The sequence below is a fragment of the Nocardioides montaniterrae genome (assembly GCF_054782655.1).
In genome coordinates, this window is sequence record NZ_BAAGSB010000001.1 from 186590 (window position 1) to 204276 (window position 17687).

29 protein-coding genes are annotated in these 17687 nt (G+C 67.7%); 1 reads left to right on the top strand and 28 read right to left on the bottom strand.

Features of this window, described 5'->3' with window-relative positions; translation table 11 throughout:
• Positions 1-5 precede the first annotated feature (5 nt).
• Positions 6-419, top strand: a complete 414-nt coding sequence (locus tag ACYVJ3_RS00920) for a DUF6542 domain-containing protein (RefSeq protein ID WP_460850601.1) — start codon at positions 6-8, stop codon at positions 417-419.
• A gap of 130 nt (positions 420-549) precedes the next feature.
• On the opposite strand, the gene ACYVJ3_RS00925 is transcribed toward ACYVJ3_RS00920, so the two are convergent.
• From ACYVJ3_RS00925 to rplP, 28 genes are all read right to left on the bottom strand, one after another.
• Positions 550-1167 carry an L-threonylcarbamoyladenylate synthase gene (locus tag ACYVJ3_RS00925; RefSeq protein WP_460850602.1) on the bottom strand — a complete coding sequence of 206 codons (618 nt, stop codon included), beginning with the start codon at positions 1165-1167 and terminating at the stop codon, positions 550-552.
• Positions 1167-2159 carry a 4-hydroxy-3-methylbut-2-enyl diphosphate reductase gene (locus tag ACYVJ3_RS00930; RefSeq protein ID WP_460850603.1) on the bottom strand — a complete coding sequence of 331 codons (993 nt, stop codon included), beginning with the start codon at positions 2157-2159 and terminating at the stop codon, positions 1167-1169. The genes ACYVJ3_RS00925 and ACYVJ3_RS00930 overlap by 1 nt, the downstream gene beginning before the upstream one ends.
• 90 nt (positions 2160-2249) lie before the next feature.
• Positions 2250-2795 carry a 50S ribosomal protein L17 gene (rplQ, locus tag ACYVJ3_RS00935; RefSeq protein WP_460850604.1) on the bottom strand — a complete coding sequence of 182 codons (546 nt, stop codon included), beginning with the start codon at positions 2793-2795 and terminating at the stop codon, positions 2250-2252.
• A gap of 91 nt (positions 2796-2886) precedes the next feature.
• Entirely contained in the window at positions 2887-3912 is a 1026-nt protein-coding gene (locus ACYVJ3_RS00940) for a DNA-directed RNA polymerase subunit alpha (RefSeq protein ID WP_460850605.1), read from the bottom strand.
• Positions 3913-4048: 136 nt separating this feature from the next.
• On the bottom strand, positions 4049-4657 hold the full coding sequence (gene rpsD / locus ACYVJ3_RS00945) for a 30S ribosomal protein S4 (protein ID WP_460850606.1): 609 nt from the start codon (positions 4655-4657) through the stop codon (positions 4049-4051).
• Between the two features lie 23 nt (positions 4658-4680).
• On the bottom strand, positions 4681-5076 hold the full coding sequence (gene rpsK, locus ACYVJ3_RS00950) for a 30S ribosomal protein S11 (RefSeq protein ID WP_460850607.1): 396 nt from the start codon (positions 5074-5076) through the stop codon (positions 4681-4683).
• 5 nt (positions 5077-5081) lie between these two features.
• Entirely contained in the window at positions 5082-5456 is a 375-nt protein-coding gene (gene rpsM, locus ACYVJ3_RS00955; RefSeq protein WP_344772110.1) for a 30S ribosomal protein S13, read from the bottom strand.
• Positions 5457-5629: 173 nt separating this feature from the next.
• Positions 5630-5743: a 50S ribosomal protein L36 gene (gene rpmJ / locus ACYVJ3_RS00960; RefSeq protein ID WP_004008316.1), complete on the bottom strand. Its 114-nt coding sequence runs from the start codon at positions 5741-5743 to the stop codon at positions 5630-5632.
• A 39-nt stretch (positions 5744-5782) separates the two neighbouring features.
• Positions 5783-6004: a translation initiation factor IF-1 gene (gene infA / locus ACYVJ3_RS00965; RefSeq protein ID WP_460851088.1), complete on the bottom strand. Its 222-nt coding sequence runs from the start codon at positions 6002-6004 to the stop codon at positions 5783-5785.
• Between the two features lie 172 nt (positions 6005-6176).
• The gene (locus tag ACYVJ3_RS00970; protein WP_460850608.1) at positions 6177-7223 is read right to left on the bottom strand and encodes an LLM class flavin-dependent oxidoreductase; all 1047 of its coding nucleotides are present in this window, start codon (positions 7221-7223) and stop codon (positions 6177-6179) included.
• Between the two features lie 37 nt (positions 7224-7260).
• A complete protein-coding gene (locus ACYVJ3_RS00975; protein ID WP_460850609.1) occupies positions 7261-8280 on the bottom strand; it encodes a TerC/Alx family metal homeostasis membrane protein in 1020 nt (339 codons plus the stop codon).
• 165 nt (positions 8281-8445) lie between these two features.
• A complete protein-coding gene (locus tag ACYVJ3_RS00980; RefSeq protein WP_460850610.1) occupies positions 8446-9582 on the bottom strand; it encodes an isochorismate synthase in 1137 nt (378 codons plus the stop codon).
• A gap of 5 nt (positions 9583-9587) precedes the next feature.
• Entirely contained in the window at positions 9588-10415 is an 828-nt protein-coding gene (gene map, locus ACYVJ3_RS00985) for a type I methionyl aminopeptidase (protein ID WP_460850611.1), read from the bottom strand.
• Between the two features lie 16 nt (positions 10416-10431).
• Positions 10432-11007, bottom strand: a complete 576-nt coding sequence (locus tag ACYVJ3_RS00990) for an adenylate kinase (RefSeq protein ID WP_460850612.1) — start codon at positions 11005-11007, stop codon at positions 10432-10434.
• Positions 11004-12311, bottom strand: a complete 1308-nt coding sequence (secY, locus tag ACYVJ3_RS00995; protein WP_460850613.1) for a preprotein translocase subunit SecY — start codon at positions 12309-12311, stop codon at positions 11004-11006. The genes ACYVJ3_RS00990 and secY overlap by 4 nt, the downstream gene beginning before the upstream one ends.
• 117 nt (positions 12312-12428) lie before the next feature.
• Complete coding sequence (gene rplO, locus ACYVJ3_RS01000) at positions 12429-12869, bottom strand: 50S ribosomal protein L15 (protein WP_460850614.1); 441 nt, start codon at positions 12867-12869, stop codon at positions 12429-12431.
• 2 nt (positions 12870-12871) lie between these two features.
• Positions 12872-13060 (bottom strand): 50S ribosomal protein L30, encoded by a 189-nt coding sequence (rpmD, locus tag ACYVJ3_RS01005; RefSeq protein ID WP_460850616.1) that lies wholly within the window; start codon positions 13058-13060, stop codon positions 12872-12874.
• Entirely contained in the window at positions 13060-13716 is a 657-nt protein-coding gene (gene rpsE, locus ACYVJ3_RS01010; protein ID WP_460850617.1) for a 30S ribosomal protein S5, read from the bottom strand. Before rpsE ends, rpmD begins: the two co-directional genes overlap by 1 nt.
• 25 nt (positions 13717-13741) lie before the next feature.
• The gene (rplR, locus tag ACYVJ3_RS01015; RefSeq protein WP_460850618.1) at positions 13742-14125 is read right to left on the bottom strand and encodes a 50S ribosomal protein L18; all 384 of its coding nucleotides are present in this window, start codon (positions 14123-14125) and stop codon (positions 13742-13744) included.
• A gap of 2 nt (positions 14126-14127) precedes the next feature.
• Entirely contained in the window at positions 14128-14667 is a 540-nt protein-coding gene (gene rplF, locus ACYVJ3_RS01020) for a 50S ribosomal protein L6 (RefSeq protein ID WP_460850619.1), read from the bottom strand.
• Between the two features lie 29 nt (positions 14668-14696).
• Positions 14697-15101 (bottom strand): 30S ribosomal protein S8, encoded by a 405-nt coding sequence (rpsH, locus tag ACYVJ3_RS01025; protein WP_460850620.1) that lies wholly within the window; start codon positions 15099-15101, stop codon positions 14697-14699.
• Between the two features lie 86 nt (positions 15102-15187).
• On the bottom strand, positions 15188-15373 hold the full coding sequence (locus ACYVJ3_RS01030; protein WP_011757321.1) for a type Z 30S ribosomal protein S14: 186 nt from the start codon (positions 15371-15373) through the stop codon (positions 15188-15190).
• Positions 15374-15382: 9 nt separating this feature from the next.
• A complete protein-coding gene (gene rplE / locus ACYVJ3_RS01035; protein ID WP_460850621.1) occupies positions 15383-15958 on the bottom strand; it encodes a 50S ribosomal protein L5 in 576 nt (191 codons plus the stop codon).
• 2 nt (positions 15959-15960) lie between these two features.
• On the bottom strand, positions 15961-16323 hold the full coding sequence (rplX, locus tag ACYVJ3_RS01040) for a 50S ribosomal protein L24 (RefSeq protein ID WP_460850622.1): 363 nt from the start codon (positions 16321-16323) through the stop codon (positions 15961-15963).
• Complete coding sequence (gene rplN / locus ACYVJ3_RS01045; RefSeq protein WP_460850624.1) at positions 16323-16691, bottom strand: 50S ribosomal protein L14; 369 nt, start codon at positions 16689-16691, stop codon at positions 16323-16325. Before rplN ends, rplX begins: the two co-directional genes overlap by 1 nt.
• 65 nt (positions 16692-16756) lie before the next feature.
• Positions 16757-17032, bottom strand: a complete 276-nt coding sequence (gene rpsQ / locus ACYVJ3_RS01050; protein ID WP_460850625.1) for a 30S ribosomal protein S17 — start codon at positions 17030-17032, stop codon at positions 16757-16759.
• The gene (rpmC, locus tag ACYVJ3_RS01055) at positions 17032-17265 is read right to left on the bottom strand and encodes a 50S ribosomal protein L29 (protein WP_460850626.1); all 234 of its coding nucleotides are present in this window, start codon (positions 17263-17265) and stop codon (positions 17032-17034) included. The genes rpsQ and rpmC overlap by 1 nt, the downstream gene beginning before the upstream one ends.
• Positions 17265-17684 (bottom strand): 50S ribosomal protein L16, encoded by a 420-nt coding sequence (gene rplP, locus ACYVJ3_RS01060; RefSeq protein ID WP_460850627.1) that lies wholly within the window; start codon positions 17682-17684, stop codon positions 17265-17267. Before rplP ends, rpmC begins: the two co-directional genes overlap by 1 nt.
• Between the last annotated feature and the right edge of the window lie 3 nt (positions 17685-17687).

A 17687-nucleotide genomic window follows, 5' to 3' on the forward strand; every position in this document is an offset into this window, starting at 1 on the left:
AACACGTGAGCCAGCTGGCACCCACGCATGCGCCGACGTTGTGGGAGCAAGGCCGCGAACCTGGGCGGGAGGTCGCGGCGCTGACGGCTGCGCTCCTGCTGACGGTGGCGGCGATCGAGATCCTCGTGGACGGTCGCCTGGGCCTCCTGACCGACCTGGTCTTCATCGCGCTCTGCGGGTACGCCGCCCTGTCCGTCCGGCCGCGCGACTTCTTCACCGTCGGCGTGCTGCCGCCGCTGGCGCTGGCCGGCATCGTCGCGCTCCTGGCGATCACGCGGCCCGGCGCCGTCGCCACGGCCGACGACAACGCATTCGCCGCGGTGGTCCAGGGCCTCAGCGCCCACGCCACCGCGCTGGTCATCGGCTATGCCGCGGCGCTGGCCATCCTCGCCGTACGCCGTCGCGTGCTGAAGTTCTGACCCGCCTGCAGGTTCCCCAAGGGATGCAGCCGAAGCGGCGCTCCCCCAGCGTTACAACCATGGGGAAGCGTCAGGTTCCCTGCATCCCTTGGGAAACCTGCAGCCGCACGAGCCGCCGCGTGCTGAAGTTCTAGAAGCGGTCCGGGTCCCCGGCACCGCGCCGCATGATCTCGGGCGAGCCCTCGGACCAGTCCACGACCGTCGTCGGCTCGGGGTGCACCTCACCGCAGTCGACGACGATGTCGACCTCGTGGTCGAGGTCCTCCTTGACGTCCCAGCCCATGGTGCGCGGCTCGGTCTCCCCCGGCAGGATCAGCGTCGAGGTCAGCAGCGGCTCGCCGAGCTCCTCGAGCAGTGCCTGGACGAACACGTGGTCGGGGATACGCACGCCGACGGTGCGCTTCTTGGGGTGCAGCAGCCGCTTGGGCACCTCGGGCATCGCCGTGAGGATGAACGTGTAGGGCCCCGGCGTCGCCGAGCGGATCGCGCGGAACGCCGAGTTGTCGACGTGCACGAGCTGGCCGAGCTGCGAGAAGTCGCGGCAGACCAGCGTGAAGTGGTGCTTGTCGTCCAGGCCGCGGATCTTGAGGATCCGGTCGCGGCCCTCACGGTTGCCGATCCGGCAGCCGAGCGCATAGCCCGAGTCGGTCGGGTAGGCGATCAGCGCGTCGTCCTGCAGCGCGGCGACGATCTGCTGCAGCGCGCGCGGCTGCGGGTTGTCCGGGTGTACGTCGAGGTAGCGGGCCATCAGCGCCCGGCCGCCTTGAGGTCGCGGTGCAGCTCCTTGGGCAGCGAGAACGCCAACGTCTCCTCGGCGGTCTGCACCGGCCGGGCGTCGGGATAGCCGCGCTCGGCGAGGTACGCGAGCACCTCCTGGACCAGGTGGTCCGGCACCGAGGCACCGGAGGTCACCGACACCGACGCGACGCCCTCGAGCCAGGACGGGTCGAGCTCGGTCACGTCGTCGATGCGGTACGACGCCTTCGCGCCGGCCTCGAGCGCGACCTCGACGAGTCGCACGGAGTTGGAGGAGTTGGCCGAGCCGACCACGATCACCAGGTCGGCGGCGGCGCCGATCTCCTTGACCGCCACCTGTCGGTTCTGCGTCGCGTAGCAGATGTCGTCGGACGGCGGGTCCTCGAGCTGCGGGAACTTCGCGCGGAGGCGACGTACGGTCTCCATCGTCTCGTCGACGGACAGCGTCGTCTGGGACAGCCAGGCCAGCTTGGCGTCGGACGGGAACTCGAGCGCGTCGACGTCGTCGGGGCACTCGACCAGGACGGTCTGCTCAGGCGCCTCGCCGGCGGTGCCCTCGACCTCCTCGTGGCCCGCGTGCCCGATCAGCAGGATCGTGTAGCCCTCGCGCGCGAAGCGGACGGCCTCGCGGTGGACCTTGGTGACCAGCGGACACGTGGCGTCGATGGTCTTGAGCGAGCGCTCCTCGGCCTGGCGGTGCACCGCCGGCGAGACGCCGTGCGCGGAGAAGACGACCGTCTCGCCCTCGGGCACCTCGTCGAGCTCCTCGACGAAGATGGCTCCCCGGGACTCGAGGTTCGCCACGACGTGCTTGTTGTGCACGATCTGCTTGCGCACGTAGACGGGCGCGCCGTACAGGTCGAGCGCCTGCTCGACGGTCACCACGGCTCGGTCCACGCCGGCGCAGTAGCCGCGGGGGTCGGCCAGCAGGACCTGCCGCTCGGAGTCGTCCATGAGACGGGGCGTGCCGAGGTCGATGCTCATGGGGCCAAGTCTAGGTGCGCGCCGCTCGTACGCCGAAGGCCCGCCCCCGACGTGCGGGAGCGGGCCTTCGTGCGTTGCTGAGCTGAGGGCTCAGGCCTCCTCGGTGGACTCCGCGGCGACAGCCGGGGACTCCTCGACGAGAACGTCCTCGGCCGGAGCCTCGGTCGTCACGTCCGCCTCGGGGGTCTCCTCGGCGGGGGCCTCGTCGGCGACCGGGGCGGCAGCAGCCGGCGCGGGCTTCGACTTGGCCGGGGCCGGAGTGAACGCCTCGGTCACGAGCTCGATGACAGCCATCGGGGCGTTGTCGCCCTGGCGGTTGCCGATCTTGGTGATGCGGGTGTAGCCACCCGGACGCTCCGCGACGAGCGGCGCGATCTCGGTGAAGAGCATGTGCACGACGCCCTTGTCACGGATGTCCTTGAGGACCTCGCGACGCTGGTGCAGCGGGTTCTCGCCGGCGTGCGCCTTCTTGGCCTTGGTGACCAGCTTCTCGGCGTACGGCCGCAGCATGCGGGCCTTGGCCTCGGTCGTGGTGATCCGGCCGTGCTCGAAGAGCGCGGTGGCCAGGTTCGACAGGATCAGACGCTGGTGGGCGGCCGAGCCGCCGAGGCGGTAACCCTTCTTGGGCTTGGGCATTGTTCTCTCTCTATCTCCCGAGCCGTGTCAGGTACTCGGGTAGTGGTCCGGCCGTGTCAGGTACCGGAGGTGGTCTGCCGGGTGGCAGGGATCAGAACTGCTCGTCCTCGAGAGGAGCGTCCTCGTCCTCGTCGTAGTCGTCGCCGTACGCCGCGAGAGCGGCGGTCGGGTCGAAGCCGGGCGCGCTGTCCTTGAGGGACAGACCCATCTCGACCAGCTTGGCCTTGACCTCGTCGATGGACTTGGCACCGAAGTTGCGGATGTCCAGCAGGTCCTGCTCGGAGCGACCGATGAGCTCACCCACGGTGTGGATGCCCTCGCGCTTGAGGCAGTTGTAGGAGCGGACGGTCAGCTGCAGGTCCTCGACCGGGAGGGCGAGGTCCTGGGCCAGCTGCTCGTCGACCGGCGACGGGCCGATGTCGATGCCCTCGGCCTCGACGTTGAGCTCACGGGCCAGGCCGAAGAGCTCGACCAGGGTCGAACCGGCCGAGGCGATGGCGTCGCGCGGCAGGATCGAGGGCTTGGTCTCGACGTCGATGACGAGCTTGTCGAAGTCGGTGCGCTGCTCGACACGCGTCGCCTCGACCTTGTAGCTGACCTTCAGCACGGGGCTGTAGATCGAGTCGACCGGCATGCGGCCGATCTCGTTGTCGCCGCCCTTGTTCTGGACGGCCGAGACGTAGCCGCGGCCACGCTCGACGACGAGCTCCATCTCCAGCGAACCGGTCTCGCCGAGGGTGGCGATCTTCAGGTCGGGGTTGTGCACCTCGACACCGGCCGGCGGCGCGATGTCGGCGGCGGTGACGTCGCCGGCACCGGTCTTGCGGAGGTACATCGTGACGGGCTCGTCGTGCTCGGAGGAGACGACCAGGCCCTTCAGGTTCAGGATGATCTCGGTGACGTCTTCCTTGACACCCTCGATGGTCGAGAACTCGTGGAGGACGCTGTCGATCTTGATGCTGGTGACCGCGGCACCGGGGATGCTCGAGAGCAGGGTGCGACGGATCGAGTTGCCGAGCGTGTAGCCGAAGCCAGGCTCCAGCGGCTCGATGACGAACCGCGAACGGAACTGGTCGACGGTCTCTTCCGAGAGGGTGGGGCGCTGTGCGATGAGCACTGTGTCTTTTCCTTTCCGGGCCGACCGCTATTTGAGGACCCAGATGTGGTGCGGATGGAGAAGAAGGAAGGTACGGCGGTGATCCCGCGCCGGGCGGGTCCAGCCTCTCAGCTGAACCCACCCGACGCGGCGGTGATCACTTCTTGGAGTAGTACTCCACGATGAGCTGCTCCTGGACGGGCAGGTCGATCTGCTCGCGGACCGGCACGCTGTGGATCAGGATCCGCATGCGGTTCGGGAGCGCCTGCATCCAGGCCGGGACGATCCGCTCGCCGTGGGTCTCACGAGCCACGATGAAGGGAGTCGTCTCGAGGGACTTCTCGCGCACGTCGATGATGTCGTACTGCGTCACCTGGAAGGACGGGATGTCGACCTTCTTGCCGTTGACCAGGAAGTGGCCGTGGCTGACGAGCTGGCGAGCGTGGCGGCGGGTGCGGGCGAAGCCGGCACGGTAGACCACGTTGTCGAGGCGGCACTCGAGCAGCTGGAGCAGGTTGTCGCCGGTCTTGCCCTGGCGACGGGCAGCCTCCACGTAGTAGCGGTGGAACTGCTTCTCCATCACGCCGTAGGTGAAGCGGGCCTTCTGCTTCTCCTGCAGCTGGTTGCGGTACTCGCTCTCCTTGATCCGCGCGCGGCCGTGCTGGCCGGGCGGGTAGGGGCGCTTCTCGAAGGCGGCGTCGCCTCCGATGAGGTCGACACCGAGGCGGCGCGACTTCTTGGTCAGGGGTCCGGTGTAACGGGCCATCTGGTCAGTCTCCTAACTCGGTGTCAGACGCGCCGGCGCTTGGGCGGGCGGCAGCCGTTGTGCGGGGCGGGGGTCACGTCCTGGATGGTGCCGACCTCGAGGCCGATGGCACCCAGCGAACGGATCGCGGTCTCGCGGCCCGAACCCGGGCCCTTGACGAAGACGTCGATCTTCTTCATGCCGTGCTCCATCGCCCGACGGCCAGCGGCCTCAGCGGCCATCTGCGCGGCGTACGGGGTGGACTTGCGGGAGCCCTTGAAGCCGACGGTGCCGGCAGAGGCCCACGAGATGACCGCACCCGTGGGGTCGGTGATCGTGACGATCGTGTTGTTGAACGTGCTCTTGATGTGGGCCTCGCCCTGAGCAATGTTCTTCTTCTCCTTGCGACGGACCTTCGTCGCGCGAGTCTTAGGAGGCACTCAGATCACTTCGCCTTCTTCTTGCCGGCAACGGTGCGCTTCGGACCCTTGCGGGTACGAGCGTTGGTCTTGGTGCGCTGTCCGCGGACCGGGAGGCCCATGCGGTGGCGACGACCCTGGTAGCTGCCGATCTCGATCTTGCGGCGGATGTCGGCCTGGACCTCGCGACGGAGGTCACCCTCGATCTTGAAGTTGGCTTCGATCTCGTCGCGGAGCTTGACCAGCTCCTCGTCGCCCAGCTCGTGGACGCGGAGGTCCGGGTTGACCCCGGTCGCGGCCAGCAGCTGCTGGGCGCGGGTACGGCCGATGCCGTAGATGTAGGTGAGAGCGACCTCGATGCGCTTGTCGCGCGGGAGGTCAACACCAACGAGGCGTGCCATGAATGGCGGTCCCTTCGGTTGTCACGGTGGTCTGGTCGCGATGCGTCCGGACCATCTGGGTCCAGCTCCGGCCATCCGCTCCGGAGGAGATCAGTGGGCACGTGCGCCCACCTAGCTATCGCGTTGTCGTCGTATTCAGTTGTGTGCTGCGGGCCCTGCCGCGGCGACGGGGCTCAGCCCTGGCGCTGCTTGTGACGCGGGTTCTCGCAGATGACCATGACGCGGCCGTGGCGACGAATCACCTTGCACTTGTCGCAGATCGGCTTGACGCTCGGGTTGACCTTCATGTCAGCCCTTTCTTCCTAGTGGCGGATGCGAGCCGAGGCTCACTTGTAGCGGTAGACGATCCGCCCACGCGAGAGGTCGTACGGCGAAAGCTCCACGACGACCCGGTCCTCGGGGAGGATCCGGATGTAGTGCTGGCGCATCTTTCCGCTGATGTGGGCGAGCACCTTGTGTCCGTTGGCCAGTTCGACCCGGAAAAAGGCATTCGGAAGGGCCTCCAGCACGGAGCCCTCCATCTCGATGACGCCTTCTTTTTTCGCCATGCCGTCCTTCTGGTTGGGGTGTCTTCCGTTGGTCCGGGAACCTCCGCCCGGCAAGCCGGAGCGGTGGACCTCGCCGGGTCCTTGCACCACACAAGGAAACCCACGTTGGACCGACACGCCAGTCTAGGGCGGCTTGACAACCACTTCCTAATCCGCGCATGAGCGCGGCTACTCATCCCGCAAGGTGCCTCAAGGTCTCCTCGCGGTACGCCGATGAGCGCGGATCCGAGCCGCTGCGGGCACCTGCGACGGGGTGGATCATCACCTCGTCGACGCCGTACGACGCCGCCAGCGAGCCGAGCTTCTCGCGCGACTCGGCCGGGTCACCGACCACCCACTTGCGGGCCATCCCGTCGACCAGGCCCTGCTGGACCTGGTCCAGCCCGGCAGCCTCGACGGCCTCGGCCTCCTCGACCGTGCGCTGGGAGCCCATCGGGCGGCCGGTCCGCAGCGCGGCCATCTGGAGCATCTGCGGCAGCGCGCGCCGACGCGCCTCCTCAGCGGTCTCGGCGACCGAGGCGTTGACGGTCAGGAAGGTCCGCGGCTCCTGGAGGTGCTCGGACGGCTGGAAGGTGTCGCGGTAGAGCGCGAGCGCCTCGCTGGTCCCGCGCCCCGAGAAGTGGTGCGCGAAGACGTAGGGCAGACCCATCTCGGCCGCCAGCCGCGCCGAGTAGTCCGACGAGCCGAGCAGCCAGGTCATCGGCACCGATGCTGCCGAGGGAGTCGCGACGAGCCGGTGGGTGCGTCCGTTGACGGCCAACCCGACGCCGGTCGGCGCCATCATCGCCAGCACGTTGCCGACGTACTCGGGGAACCGCTCCACGGCGTCGTCGCCCACTCCCCCACCTCCGTGGCGCAGCGCCCAGCTGGTCACCGGGTCGGTGCCGGGAGCGCGACCGATGCCGAGGTCGATGCGACCGGGGTACGCCGCCTCGAGCAGCGCGAACTGCTCGGCCACGACGAGCGGCGCGTGGTTGGGCAGCATCACGCCGCCCGACCCGACGCGGATCCGATCGGTCCGGGCGGCGATCAACGAGATCATCACCGGCGGGTTCGTCGCCGCGACGGCCGGCATGTTGTGGTGCTCGGCCACCCAGTAGCGCTCGAACCCGAGCCTGTCGGCGACCTGCGCCAGCGCGACCGATGCGGCGACCGCGTCGGCCGAGGTCTGGTCGGTGCGCACCGGCACCAGGTCGAGGACGGAGAGCGCGAGGGTCACCTCAGGACCAATGCCCCCACGGGGCGCGGCATTCCCGTCAGGCCCAGTCCGGGCCGGAGGTGTCGTCGACGTCCGTCGCCGGCGCTCGCTCGTCGTTGCGCGAGCTCCACAGGCTCACGACCGCCGTGACGACCAGCGTCACCACGATCACGGCCAGGCTCACCAGGGAGGAGATCTCCGGGACGTGCATGCCGTGACCGCCGTTGACGAACGGCAGCTCGTTCTCGTGCAGGGCGTGCAGGACGAGCTTGACGCCGATGAAGGCGAGCACGAAGGACAGGCCCAGCGAGAGGTAGACCAGCCGCTGGAGCAGGCCACCGAGCAGGAAGTAGAGCTGGCGCAGGCCCATCAGCGCGAACACGTTGGCGGTCATCACCAGGTAGGGCTCCTGGGTGATGCCGAAGATCGCCGGGATCGAGTCGAGCGCGAACAGCAGGTCGGTGACGCCCAGGGCGACGATGACGATGACGATCGGCGAGATGACCCGGCCCGCGGGGGTGGCGTACCAGGGACGCAGGCCGCGGAACTCGTCGCCGACGTTGAGGTGCTTGCGAGCCAGGCGGACGATCGCGTTGTCCTCGGGGTGCTCGTCCTCGCTGTCGCCGTACGACGTCACGAGCTTGACGGCCGTGTAGACCAGGAAGGCACCGAACAGGTAGAAGATCGCCGAGAAGTTCTCGACCAGCGTGTAGCCCAGCGCGATGAACACGCCCCGGAAGACCAGCGCCAGCACGATGCCGACGAGCAGCGCCTCCTGCTGGTAGCGCCGTGGCACCTTGAGGGCCGCCATCAGGATCAGGAAGACGAACAGGTTGTCGATCGAGAGGCTGTACTCGGTCAGCCACCCGGCGAAGAACTGCACGCCGTAGTCGTGGCCGTGGTCGGCGAAGATCCAGAGCCCGAAGGCGATCGCGCCCCCGACGTACGCCGCCAGCGCCAGCCCGCACTCCTTCATCGACGGCTCGCGCGGGTCACGGGCGATCGCGACGAGGTCGAAGACGAGGATGCCGACGGTGAGGGCGAGCGTGATGGCCCATTCGAGGGTGGTCACGTGCATGAGGAACTCCTTGAGCGGTCGTTGGTTCGCTCGAGGTCTCTTCCGCCGCCGGGCCATCGATCGGCCGGTGCGACCCACGGGACCGGACCCGGTGGAACCGGATCGTGATGACGAGCCCGCAGCGAAGGAGTACTCCCCTCGTACGTGGCTATCCTCGCACGCGGGTCAGGCGCCGCTGAACTCGGCGAGGCCGGTGACCCGACCCATCGTCGCGAGCTTGGCCCCGGTCTCGATCACCTCGAGCGCCGGGTCGGACCCTGCGACGATCCCGGCACCGGCGAAGAGCCGCAGCCGGTCGCCGTCGATCACGGCCGAGCGGATGGTCACGGCGAACTCGCCGTCGCCGTCGGCGTCCACCCAGCCGACGCATCCCGCGAAGTAGTCGCGCAGGTCGCCCTCGAGCGCCGCGATGGTCGCGCTCGCCGCCTCGGCAGGTACGCCGCCCACGGCGGGGGTCGGGTGCAGCAGCTGGGCCAGGCGCAGCGCGCTGGGCCCGGCCAGACCCGACGCGAGGCGCGCCCGGATCGGTGAGGCGAGGTGCCAGACGGTGTCGGTGGCGAGCAGCTCGGGACCGGTCGGAGCCTCGATCTCGACGCAGACGTCCTTGAGCGCGTGCACGATCGCCTCGACGACGAACGCGTGCTCGGCGAGGTCCTTGGCCGAGGCGAGCAGCGCCTGGCCACGCGCGGCGTCCACCTCGGGGTCGGCCGAGCGCGGCGCCGAGCCGGCCAGCGGGGTGCAGCTGATCTGCTGACCCTGGCGACGCACCAGGAGCTCTGGACTCGCACCGACCAGGAGCGGCCCGGCGAGCTCCTGCTCCTGCAGCGGGATCGAGAAGACATAGCGGCCGGGCCGGGTCAGCAGCAGCCGGTCGATGACCTCCGCCGCGACGAGCGGCGGATCGCTCACCACGTCGAGACAACGACCGAGCACGACCTTGTGCAGCCGGCCCGTCGCGATCTGCTCGAGCGCGGAGGCCACCATCTCGGCGTACTTCTCGGCGGTGGGGAACTCCTGGACGGAGTACGAGCGCTCACGCGGCCCGACGACGGGTCCCAGCAGCGCCCGCTCGCCACCCGACACCCGGTGGAAGATCCCCGGCGCACCTGCCGCGAAGGACAGCGCTCCCAGGGCCCGCTCCCCCGGCGCCAGCGAGGCGACCACCAGGTCGGCCCACTGCGGGTCGGCGCCATCGGGTGAGGTCAGCGTCTCGAGCACCTCGTCGGCGACGTACGCCTGCTCGCCGGAGGCGAACAGCAGGGGGCGCTCGGGGAGCGCCGCGGGGGTGATGAACTCGCCCATACCCCTCAGTCTGCCTGCCCTCCGAAGGGGACGCCGAGGGCGGTCAGCCGCTCCTCGCCGCCGTCGAGCGCGGTCAGCACCCAGACACCGCGATCGGTCAACGCGAAGGTGTGCTCGAAGTGGGCCGAGCACGACCCGTCCGCGGTCACGACGGTCCACTCGTCGGCCGCCACGCGGGTCTCGTTCGAGCCGAGGGTGACCATCGGCTCGACCGCGAGGGCGATGCCCTGCTTGAGCCGCGGGCCGCGACCGGGACGGCCGTAGTTGGGCACGTCCGGCTCCATGTGCATCGAGGTGCCGATGCCGTGGCCGGTGTAGTCCTCGACGATGCCGTAGCCACCCCGGCTCCGGACATAGCCCTCGACCGCGGCGGAGATGTCGCTGACGCGTCCGCCATCGGTGGCGGCCGCGAGGCCGCGCCACAACGACTCCTCGGTGACCACGAGCAGCTCGGCGACCTCCGGACGGACGGCGCCCACCGCGACCGAGATCGCGGCGTCGCCGTGCCAGCCGTCGACGATCGCGCCGCAGTCGATCGAGATGACGTCACCCTCGGCAAGGACCCGGGCACCCGGGATGCCGTGGACGACCTCGTCGTTGACCGAGGCGCAGATCGTCGCGGGGAACGGCGGTTCGCCGTACCCCAGGAACGACGGCAACGCACCGGCAGCGCGGATGTTCTCCTCCGCGAGCCGGTCCAGCTCATCGGTGGAGACACCCGGTCGTACGGCGCCCCGCAGCAGCTCGAGCGTCTGGCCGACCACCAGGCCGGCACGGCGCATCAGCCGTACCTGCTCCGGGGTCTTGATCTCGATCCGGCGCGAGGGGAACAACGAGCCGCTCAGGACATCAGCTCTCGGAGACGACGTCGAGCGCGTCGAAGATGCGCTTGGTGACGTCATCGACCTCGCCCATGCCGTCGACCTCGTGGACCAGGCCACGCTCGCGGTAGACGGAGATCAGCGGCTCGGTCTCCTCGAGGTAGAGCTCCTGGCGGCGACGGATCACCTCTTCGGTGTCGTCGGCCCGACCCTCGATCTGGGCGCGGTTGAGCAGGCGAGCGATGAGCTCCTCCTGGTCGGCCGTGATGACGACGACCGCGTCGAGCTGGTGGCCCGTGGCGGCGATCATCTGGTCGAGCTCCTCGACCTGAGCGAGGGTGCGCGGGTAGCCGTCGAGCAGGAAGCCCGGCTGAGCGTCCTCCTCGGCGATCCGGTCGCGCACCATCGAGTTGGTGACCGAGTCGGGGACGTACTCACCCTTGTCCATGTAGGACTTCGCCTCGATCCCGAGCGGCGTGCCGCCCGAGACGTTGGCGCGGAAGATGTCGCCGGTGGAGATGGCAGGAATGCCGAATTGGGTGGCAACGCCCTTCGCCTGAGTGCCCTTGCCGGCACCGGGCGGACCCATGAGTAGCAGCCTCATCGCAGGAATCCTTCGTAGTTGCGCTGCTGGAGCTGGCTCTCGATCTGCTTCACCGTGTCCAGTGCGACGCCCACCATGATCAGGATGGAGGTGCCGCCGAACGGGAACTTCTGGCTCGCCCCGATCAGGACGAAGGCCACGATGGGGATCAGCGAGATGAGTCCGAGATAGAGAGCGCCCGGCAGGGTGATGCGGGAAAGGACATAGGACAGGTAGTCCTGGGTCGGCTTGCCCGCCCGGATCCCGGGGATGAAGCCGCCGTACTTCTTCATGTTGTCAGACACTTCTTCAGGATTGAAGGTGATCGAGACATAGAAGTACGTAAAGAAGATGATCATCAAGAAGTACGCAGCCATGTGGATCGGGTGCGACTGGTCGACGAGGTACTTGTTGAGGTACTTGACCCAGACCGACGTGCTGCCCTGGTTGAACTGCACGATCATGGCCGGCAGGTAGAGCAGCGACGAGGCGAAGATGACCGGGATGACGCCGGCCTGGTTGACCTTGAGCGGGATGTACGTCGAGGAGCCGCCGTACATCTTGCGCCCCACCATGCGGCGGGCGTACTGCACCGGGATGCGGCGCTGCGCCTGCTCGATGAAGATGACGCCGGCCACGATGAACAGACCGATGACGATGACGATGCCGAAGGTCCACCAGCCGTTGGCCTTCTGGACCTCCCACAGCGCGGTGGGGAAGGTCGCGACGACCTGGGTGAAGATCAGGATCGACATGCCGTTGCCGATGCCGCGCTCGGTGATGAGCTCGCCGAGCCACATGATCACGGCCGTGCCGGCGGTCATGGTGACGACCAGGACGAGGAAGGTCTTGGTCGAGTCGTTGTTGTGCAGCAGGGGGTCGTTGCAACCGTTGAGCAGGTTGCCCGAGCGCGCGAGCGCGACGATGCCCGTCGACTGCAGCAGCGCGAGGCCGAGCGTGAGGTAGCGGGTGTACTGCGTGATCTTCGTCTGACCGGCCTGGCCCTCCTTCTTGAGGGCCTCCAGGCGCGGGATCACGACGACCAGCAGCTGCAGGATGATGCTCGCGGTGATGTACGGCATGATGCCGAGCGCGAAGATGGTGAGCTGGAGGAGCGCACCGCCGGAGAACAGGTTCACCAGGCTGTAGAGGTTGGCGTCCTTGCCGCTCTGCACGACGTCGATGCACTTCTGCACGTTGCCGACGTTGACACCGGGAGCCGGGATCTGCGAGCCGGCACGGAAGACGATGATGATGCCCAGCACGAACAGCAGCTTCTTGCGCAGGTCCGGAGTCCGGAATGCGTTCATAAACGCGGTGAGCACGCGGGTCCTCTCATCGATTGACCGGCCGCAGAGCCGGCCGCCGGGAAGCCTAACAGGGGGTGTGCGAAGGGCGCGGCCGCCAGGGACTGGCAGACCGCGCCCTTCACTTCACGCAGGTCAGAGGACCGTGATGGTCCCGCCTGCGCCCTCGATCTTCTCCTTGGCGGAGGCCGAGAACGCCGAGGCGCTGACGGCGACCTTGACGGTCAGCTCGCCCTGGCCCAGGACCTTGACCGGCTCGCCCTTGCGGACGGCGCCGACCGCGACGAGGGTCTCCGGGGTGACGTCGCCACCGTCGGGGAACAGCGCGCTGATCTTGTCCAGGTTGACGACCTGGTAGGTCACCTTGAACGGGTTCTTGAAGCCCTTGAGCTTGGGCAGACGCATGTGCAGCGGCATCTGACCACCCTCGAAGGCGACCGGAACCTGGTAGCGCGCCTTGGTGCCCTTGGTACCGCGACCAGCGGTCTTACCCTTGGATCCCTCACCGCGACCCACACGGGTCTTGGCCTTCTTCGCACCCTCCGCCGGGCGGAGGTGGTGGAGCTTGAGAGTCATTGTCACTCGCCTCCGACAACCTCGAACGTCACCAGGTGACGAACGGTCTGGACCATGCCCCGGATCTCGGGACGGTCTTCCTTGATGACGACGTCACCGATGCGCTTGAGACCGAGCGTACGCATGGTCTCGCGCTGGTTCGCCTTGCAGCCGATCGTCGACTTGGTCTGCTTGACCTTGAGCTGAGCCATCAGACAGACACCGCCTCGGTGCCGCCAGCGGCCTTGCTCTTCGCCTCTTCCTCGCCCAGGGCCTGAGCCTTGAGCAGAGCGGCAGGGGCGACGTCCTCGACCGGGAGGCCACGACGCGCGGCAACCGTCTCCGGCATCTCCAGCATCTTCAGGGCCTCGACGGTCGCGTGGACGATGTTGATCTGGTTCGACGAACCCAGCGACTTGCTGAGGACGTCGTGGATGCCGGCGCACTCGAGCACGGCGCGCACCGGACCACCGGCGATGACACCGGTACCGGGAGCGGCCGGACGCAGGAAGACGACGCCAGCCGCCTTCTCACCCTGGACCGGGTGCGGGATGGTGCCCTGGATGCGGGGGACGCGGAAGAAGTTCTTCTTCGCCTCCTCGACACCCTTGGCGATCGCCGCGGGAACTTCCTTGGCCTTGCCGTAGCCGACGCCGACCAGGCCGTCGCCGTCGCCGACGATCACGAGGGCGGTGAAGCTGAAGCGACGACCACCCTTCACGACCTTGGCGACGCGGTTGATGGCGACGACGCGCTCGACGTACTGGCTCTTCTCGGCGCCACCGCGACGGTCGTCACGACCGCCACGGCCACCGCGCTGGCCGCGCTCGCCGCCCGCGCGCTGTCCGCGCTGCTGGGTCTCACTCATGATGACTCCTTGGTCCTCTTCGCGATCAGAAGCTCAGGCCGCCCTCACGGGCGGCGTCAGCCAGGGCCGCGATGCGACCGTGGTACTTGTTACCGGCACGGTCGAAGACGACGGACTCGACGCCCGCAGCCTTCGCGCGGGCGGCGACGAGCTCGCCGACCTTCTTGGCCTTCGCGGTCTTGTCGCCCTCGAAGGAGCGCACGTCGCCCTCCATGGTCGAGGCAGCCACGAGGGTCTTGCCGACCAGGTCGTCGATGACCTGAACGCTGATGTGCTTGGTCGACCGGGTGACCACCAGGCGCGGACGCTCGGCGGTGCCGGAGATCTTCTTGCGGCCCCGGATCTGGCGGCGCAGCTTGGAGCTGGCGCGCTTGGACAGGTTCCGCTGGTGCTTGAGTGTGATAGCCATGATCACTTACCAGCCTTTCCGACCTTCTTGCGGACGATTTCGCCGGCGTACCGGACACCCTTGCCCTTGTACGGCTCAGGCTTGCGCAGCTTGCGGATGTTGGCCGCAACCTCACCGACGAGCTGCTTGTCGATGCCGACGACGCCGAGCTTGGTCGGGCCGTCCGTGGTGAACGTGATGCCCTCGGGGGCATCGAAGATGATCGGGTGCGAGTAACCGAGCTGGAACTCCAGCTGGACCGGGCTCTTGGGGAGCACGCGGTAACCGACACCGACGATCTCGAGCTTCTTCTCGTAGCCCTCGGTGACGCCCACGACCATGTTGTTGATCAGGGTGCGCGACAGACCGTGCAGCGACTTCGAGATGCGGTGGTCGTCGGGGCGGGCGACGTCAAGGACGCCCTCACCCTTCTCGACCGTGATGGGAGCAGCGACCGTGTGGGTCAGCGAGCCCTTGGGGCCCTTGACCGTGACGACGGCTCCGTCGATCTGGACATCCACGCCGGCCGGAACCGGGACGGGGAGCTTGCCAATACGCGACATCTTCTCTCTCCTTCCTCAGTGGTTCCGGGTCACCAGACGTAGGCGAGGACTTCTCCGCCCACGCCCTTCTGGTTCGCCTGGCGGTCGGTCAGAAGACCCTGGCTGGTGGAGATGATCGCCACGCCGAGGCCACCGAGGACCTTGGGCAGACCGGTGTGCTTGGCGTAAACGCGCAGACCGGGCTTGCTGATGCGGCGAACACCTGCGATGGAGCGCTCACGGTTGCGGCCGTACTTGAGAGTGATGGTCAGCGTCTTGCCAACGCCGTTCTCGTTGTCGGCGACCTCGAAGGAGGTGATGTAACCCTCCTGCTTGAGGATCTCCGCGACGCCCTGCTTCAGCTTGCTGTGAGGCATGGCAACCACGTCGTGGTACGCCTGGTTGGCGTTGCGCAGACGCGTGAGCATGTCTGCGATCGGGTCGGTCATCGTCATGATGTTTGTTCCTTCTGCTGCGGTTTCCGGCTGCTCTGCGGCGGCGGACCTACAGCTGTTGTGGTGGTGGTGCTAGCGGGCTCGGGTCACCAGGAGGACTTGGTGACGCCGGGCAGCTCGCCGCGGTGGGCCATCTCCCGCAGGCAGATACGGCACAGGCCGAACTTGCGGTAGACGGCCTTCGGGCGGCCGCAGCGCTGGCAGCGGGTGTAACCGCGGACAGCGAACTTCGGCTTGCGCGCGGCCTTGACCTTGAGAGCAGTCTTCGCCATGTCAGTTCCTCACTTCTCCGCGAAGGGGAAGCCGAGCTGCTTGAGCAGCGCGCGACCCTCGTCGTCGTTGGTGGCCGTCGTCACGATGGTGATGTCCATGCCCCGCTGGCGGTCGACCTTGTCCTGGTCGATCTCGTGGAACATGACCTGCTCGGTCAGACCGAAGGTGTAGTTGCCGCGGCCGTCGAACTGCTTGGGCGAGAGACCACGGAAGTCGCGGATACGCGGCAGAGCCAGGCTCAGCAGACGGTCCAGGAACTCCCACATGCGGTCGCCGCGCAGGGTGACGTGCGTGCCGATCGGCATGCCCTCGCGCAGCTTGAACTGCGCGATGGACTTGCGGGCCTTGGTCACGGCCGGCTTCTGGCCGGTGATCGCGGTGAGGTCCTTGATGGCACCCTCGATCAGCTTGGAGTCGCGAGCGGCCTCGCCGACACCCATGTTGACGACGATCTTCACCAGACCGGGGATCAGCATGACGTTCGGGATCTCGAACTCGGCCTGGAGGGCCGGCGCGATCTCCTCGCGGTACTTGGTCTTCAGACGCGGGGTCACCTTCTCGGTGACGGTTGCGGTCTCGCTCATCGTCAGAGCTCCTTGCCGGTCTTGCGGGAGACGCGGACGCTGCGGGTCGACTGGTACTCCGAGCCGTCGGGGCGTCGCTTGGTGACCTCGACGCGCTGGGAGCTCAGGCGGGTGGGGGTACCACCCTCGAGCAGCATCACGTTGGACACGTGGATCGGGGCCTCGGTGGTGATGATGCCACCGGCCGGACCACCCTGGATGGCCTTGGTGTGCTTCTTGATGCGGTTGACACCCTCGACGATCACGCGCGACTCCTCGCGGATCACCTTGATGACCTTGCCCTCGGCGCCCTTGTCCTTGCCCGCGATCACCTTGACGGTGTCGCCCTTCTTGATCTTCAGGTTGGGCTTCTGGCGGTCACTCATCACAGCACCTCCGGCGCGAGCGAGATGATCTTCATGAACTTCTTGTCACGCAGCTCGCGGCCGACGGGACCGAAGATGCGGGTACCGCGGGGCTCGCCGTCGGCCTTGAGGATGACGGCGGCGTTCTCGTCGAACTTGATGTACGAACCGTCGGGACGACGGCGCTCCTTGACGGTACGAACGACGACAGCCTTGACGACGTCGCCCTTCTTGACGTTGCCGCCCGGGATCGCGTCCTTCACGGTGGCGACGATGGTGTCACCGATGCCCGCGTAACGACGACCGGAGCCGCCGAGCACGCGGATGCAAAGGATCTCCTTCGCGCCCGTGTTGTCGGCGACCTTGAGTCGCGACTCCTGCTGAATCATTTCTTCTCCTGGTTGTCGTGCCGGTTCTCATCGCCTCGCGGGCGGCGAGCCTGGCCGAACGGGAATTACTTGGCGCGCTCGAGGATCTCGACGACGCGCCAGCGCTTGGTGGCGGACAGCGGCCGGGTCTCCATGATCAGGACACGGTCGCCGACGCCGCAGTCGTTCTGCTCGTCGTGGGCCTTGAGCCGCGTGTTGCGACGCAGGACCTTGCCGTACAGAGCGTGCTTGACGCGGTCCTCGACGGACACGACCACGGTCTTGTCCATCTTGTCGCTGACGACCAGGCCCTCGCGGGTCTTGCGCGAGTTGCGCTCGACGGTCTCGGTGTTCTCAGTCATCAGTTCTCCTCCTGGCCCGGCGCGGTCCGGATGCCGAGCTCGCGCTCGCGGACCACGGTGTAGATCCGGGCGATGTCCTTCTTGACCGTGCGCAGACGGCTGTGGCTCTCCAGCTGACCGGTCGCGGCCTGGAAGCGCAGGTTGAACAGCTCCTCCTTGGCCTCGCGAAGCTTGGCCTCGAGGTCGACGTCGTTGAACTCATCGAGCTCGTGAGCGTGAACGGCGTTGCTCATCAGAACTCACCGGCCTCTCGGGTGATGAAGCGGCACTTCATGGGCAGCTTGTGGATGGCCCGGCGCATCGCCTCACGGGCGACGTCCTCCGGAACACCGGACAGCTCGAACATGACGCGGCCCGGCTTGACGTTGGCGACCCACCACTCGGGGGAACCCTTACCGGAACCCATGCGGGTCTCGGCAGGCTTCTTGGTGAGCGGGCGGTCCGGGTAGATGTTGATCCAGACCTTGCCGCCACGCTTGATGTGGCGGGTCATGGCGATACGAGCGGACTCGATCTGACGGTTGGTGACGTAGTGGCCCTCGATGGCCTGGATACCGAAGTCACCGAACGCGAGCGAGGTGCCACCCTTGGCAGTACCCCGACGCTTGGGGTGGTGCTGCTTACGGTGCTTGACGCGACGCGGCATCAACATGGG

Bases quoted from the DNA above. Each gene is read 5' to 3' on its own strand.
- ACYVJ3_RS00925 (WP_460850602.1), bottom strand. From the start codon at position 1,167: ATGGCCCGCTACCTCGACGTACACCCGGACAACCCGCAGCCGCGCGCG.
- ACYVJ3_RS00930 (WP_460850603.1), bottom strand. From the start codon at position 2,159: ATGAGCATCGACCTCGGCACGCCCCGTCTCATGGACGACTCCGAGCGG.
- rplQ (WP_460850604.1), bottom strand. From the start codon at position 2,795: ATGCCCAAGCCCAAGAAGGGTTACCGCCTCGGCGGCTCGGCCGCCCAC.
- rpsD (WP_460850606.1), bottom strand. From the start codon at position 4,657: ATGGCCCGTTACACCGGACCCCTGACCAAGAAGTCGCGCCGCCTCGGT.
- rpsM (WP_344772110.1), bottom strand. From the start codon at position 5,456: ATGGCACGCCTCGTTGGTGTTGACCTCCCGCGCGACAAGCGCATCGAG.
- rpmJ (WP_004008316.1), bottom strand. From the start codon at position 5,743: ATGAAGGTCAACCCGAGCGTCAAGCCGATCTGCGACAAGTGCAAGGTG.
- infA (WP_460851088.1), bottom strand. From the start codon at position 6,004: ATGGCGAAAAAAGAAGGCGTCATCGAGATGGAGGGCTCCGTGCTGGAG.
- ACYVJ3_RS00975 (WP_460850609.1), bottom strand. From the start codon at position 8,280: ATGCACGTGACCACCCTCGAATGGGCCATCACGCTCGCCCTCACCGTC.
- ACYVJ3_RS00980 (WP_460850610.1), bottom strand. From the start codon at position 9,582: ATGGGCGAGTTCATCACCCCCGCGGCGCTCCCCGAGCGCCCCCTGCTG.
- ACYVJ3_RS00990 (WP_460850612.1), bottom strand. From the start codon at position 11,007: ATGAGGCTGCTACTCATGGGTCCGCCCGGTGCCGGCAAGGGCACTCAG.
- rplO (WP_460850614.1), bottom strand. From the start codon at position 12,869: ATGACTCTCAAGCTCCACCACCTCCGCCCGGCGGAGGGTGCGAAGAAG.
- rpmD (WP_460850616.1), bottom strand. From the start codon at position 13,060: ATGGCTCAGCTCAAGGTCAAGCAGACCAAGTCGACGATCGGCTGCAAG.
- rpsE (WP_460850617.1), bottom strand. From the start codon at position 13,716: ATGAGTGAGACCCAGCAGCGCGGACAGCGCGCGGGCGGCGAGCGCGGC.
- rplR (WP_460850618.1), bottom strand. From the start codon at position 14,125: ATGGCTATCACACTCAAGCACCAGCGGAACCTGTCCAAGCGCGCCAGC.
- rplF (WP_460850619.1), bottom strand. From the start codon at position 14,667: ATGTCGCGTATTGGCAAGCTCCCCGTCCCGGTTCCGGCCGGCGTGGAT.
- rpsH (WP_460850620.1), bottom strand. From the start codon at position 15,101: ATGACGATGACCGACCCGATCGCAGACATGCTCACGCGTCTGCGCAAC.
- ACYVJ3_RS01030 (WP_011757321.1), bottom strand. From the start codon at position 15,373: ATGGCGAAGACTGCTCTCAAGGTCAAGGCCGCGCGCAAGCCGAAGTTC.
- rplE (WP_460850621.1), bottom strand. From the start codon at position 15,958: ATGAGCGAGACCGCAACCGTCACCGAGAAGGTGACCCCGCGTCTGAAG.
- rplX (WP_460850622.1), bottom strand. From the start codon at position 16,323: ATGAGTGACCGCCAGAAGCCCAACCTGAAGATCAAGAAGGGCGACACC.
- rplN (WP_460850624.1), bottom strand. From the start codon at position 16,691: ATGATTCAGCAGGAGTCGCGACTCAAGGTCGCCGACAACACGGGCGCG.
- rpsQ (WP_460850625.1), bottom strand. From the start codon at position 17,032: ATGACTGAGAACACCGAGACCGTCGAGCGCAACTCGCGCAAGACCCGC.
- rpmC (WP_460850626.1), bottom strand. From the start codon at position 17,265: ATGAGCAACGCCGTTCACGCTCACGAGCTCGATGAGTTCAACGACGTC.
- rplP (WP_460850627.1), bottom strand. From the start codon at position 17,684: ATGTTGATGCCGCGTCGCGTCAAGCACCGTAAGCAGCACCACCCCAAG.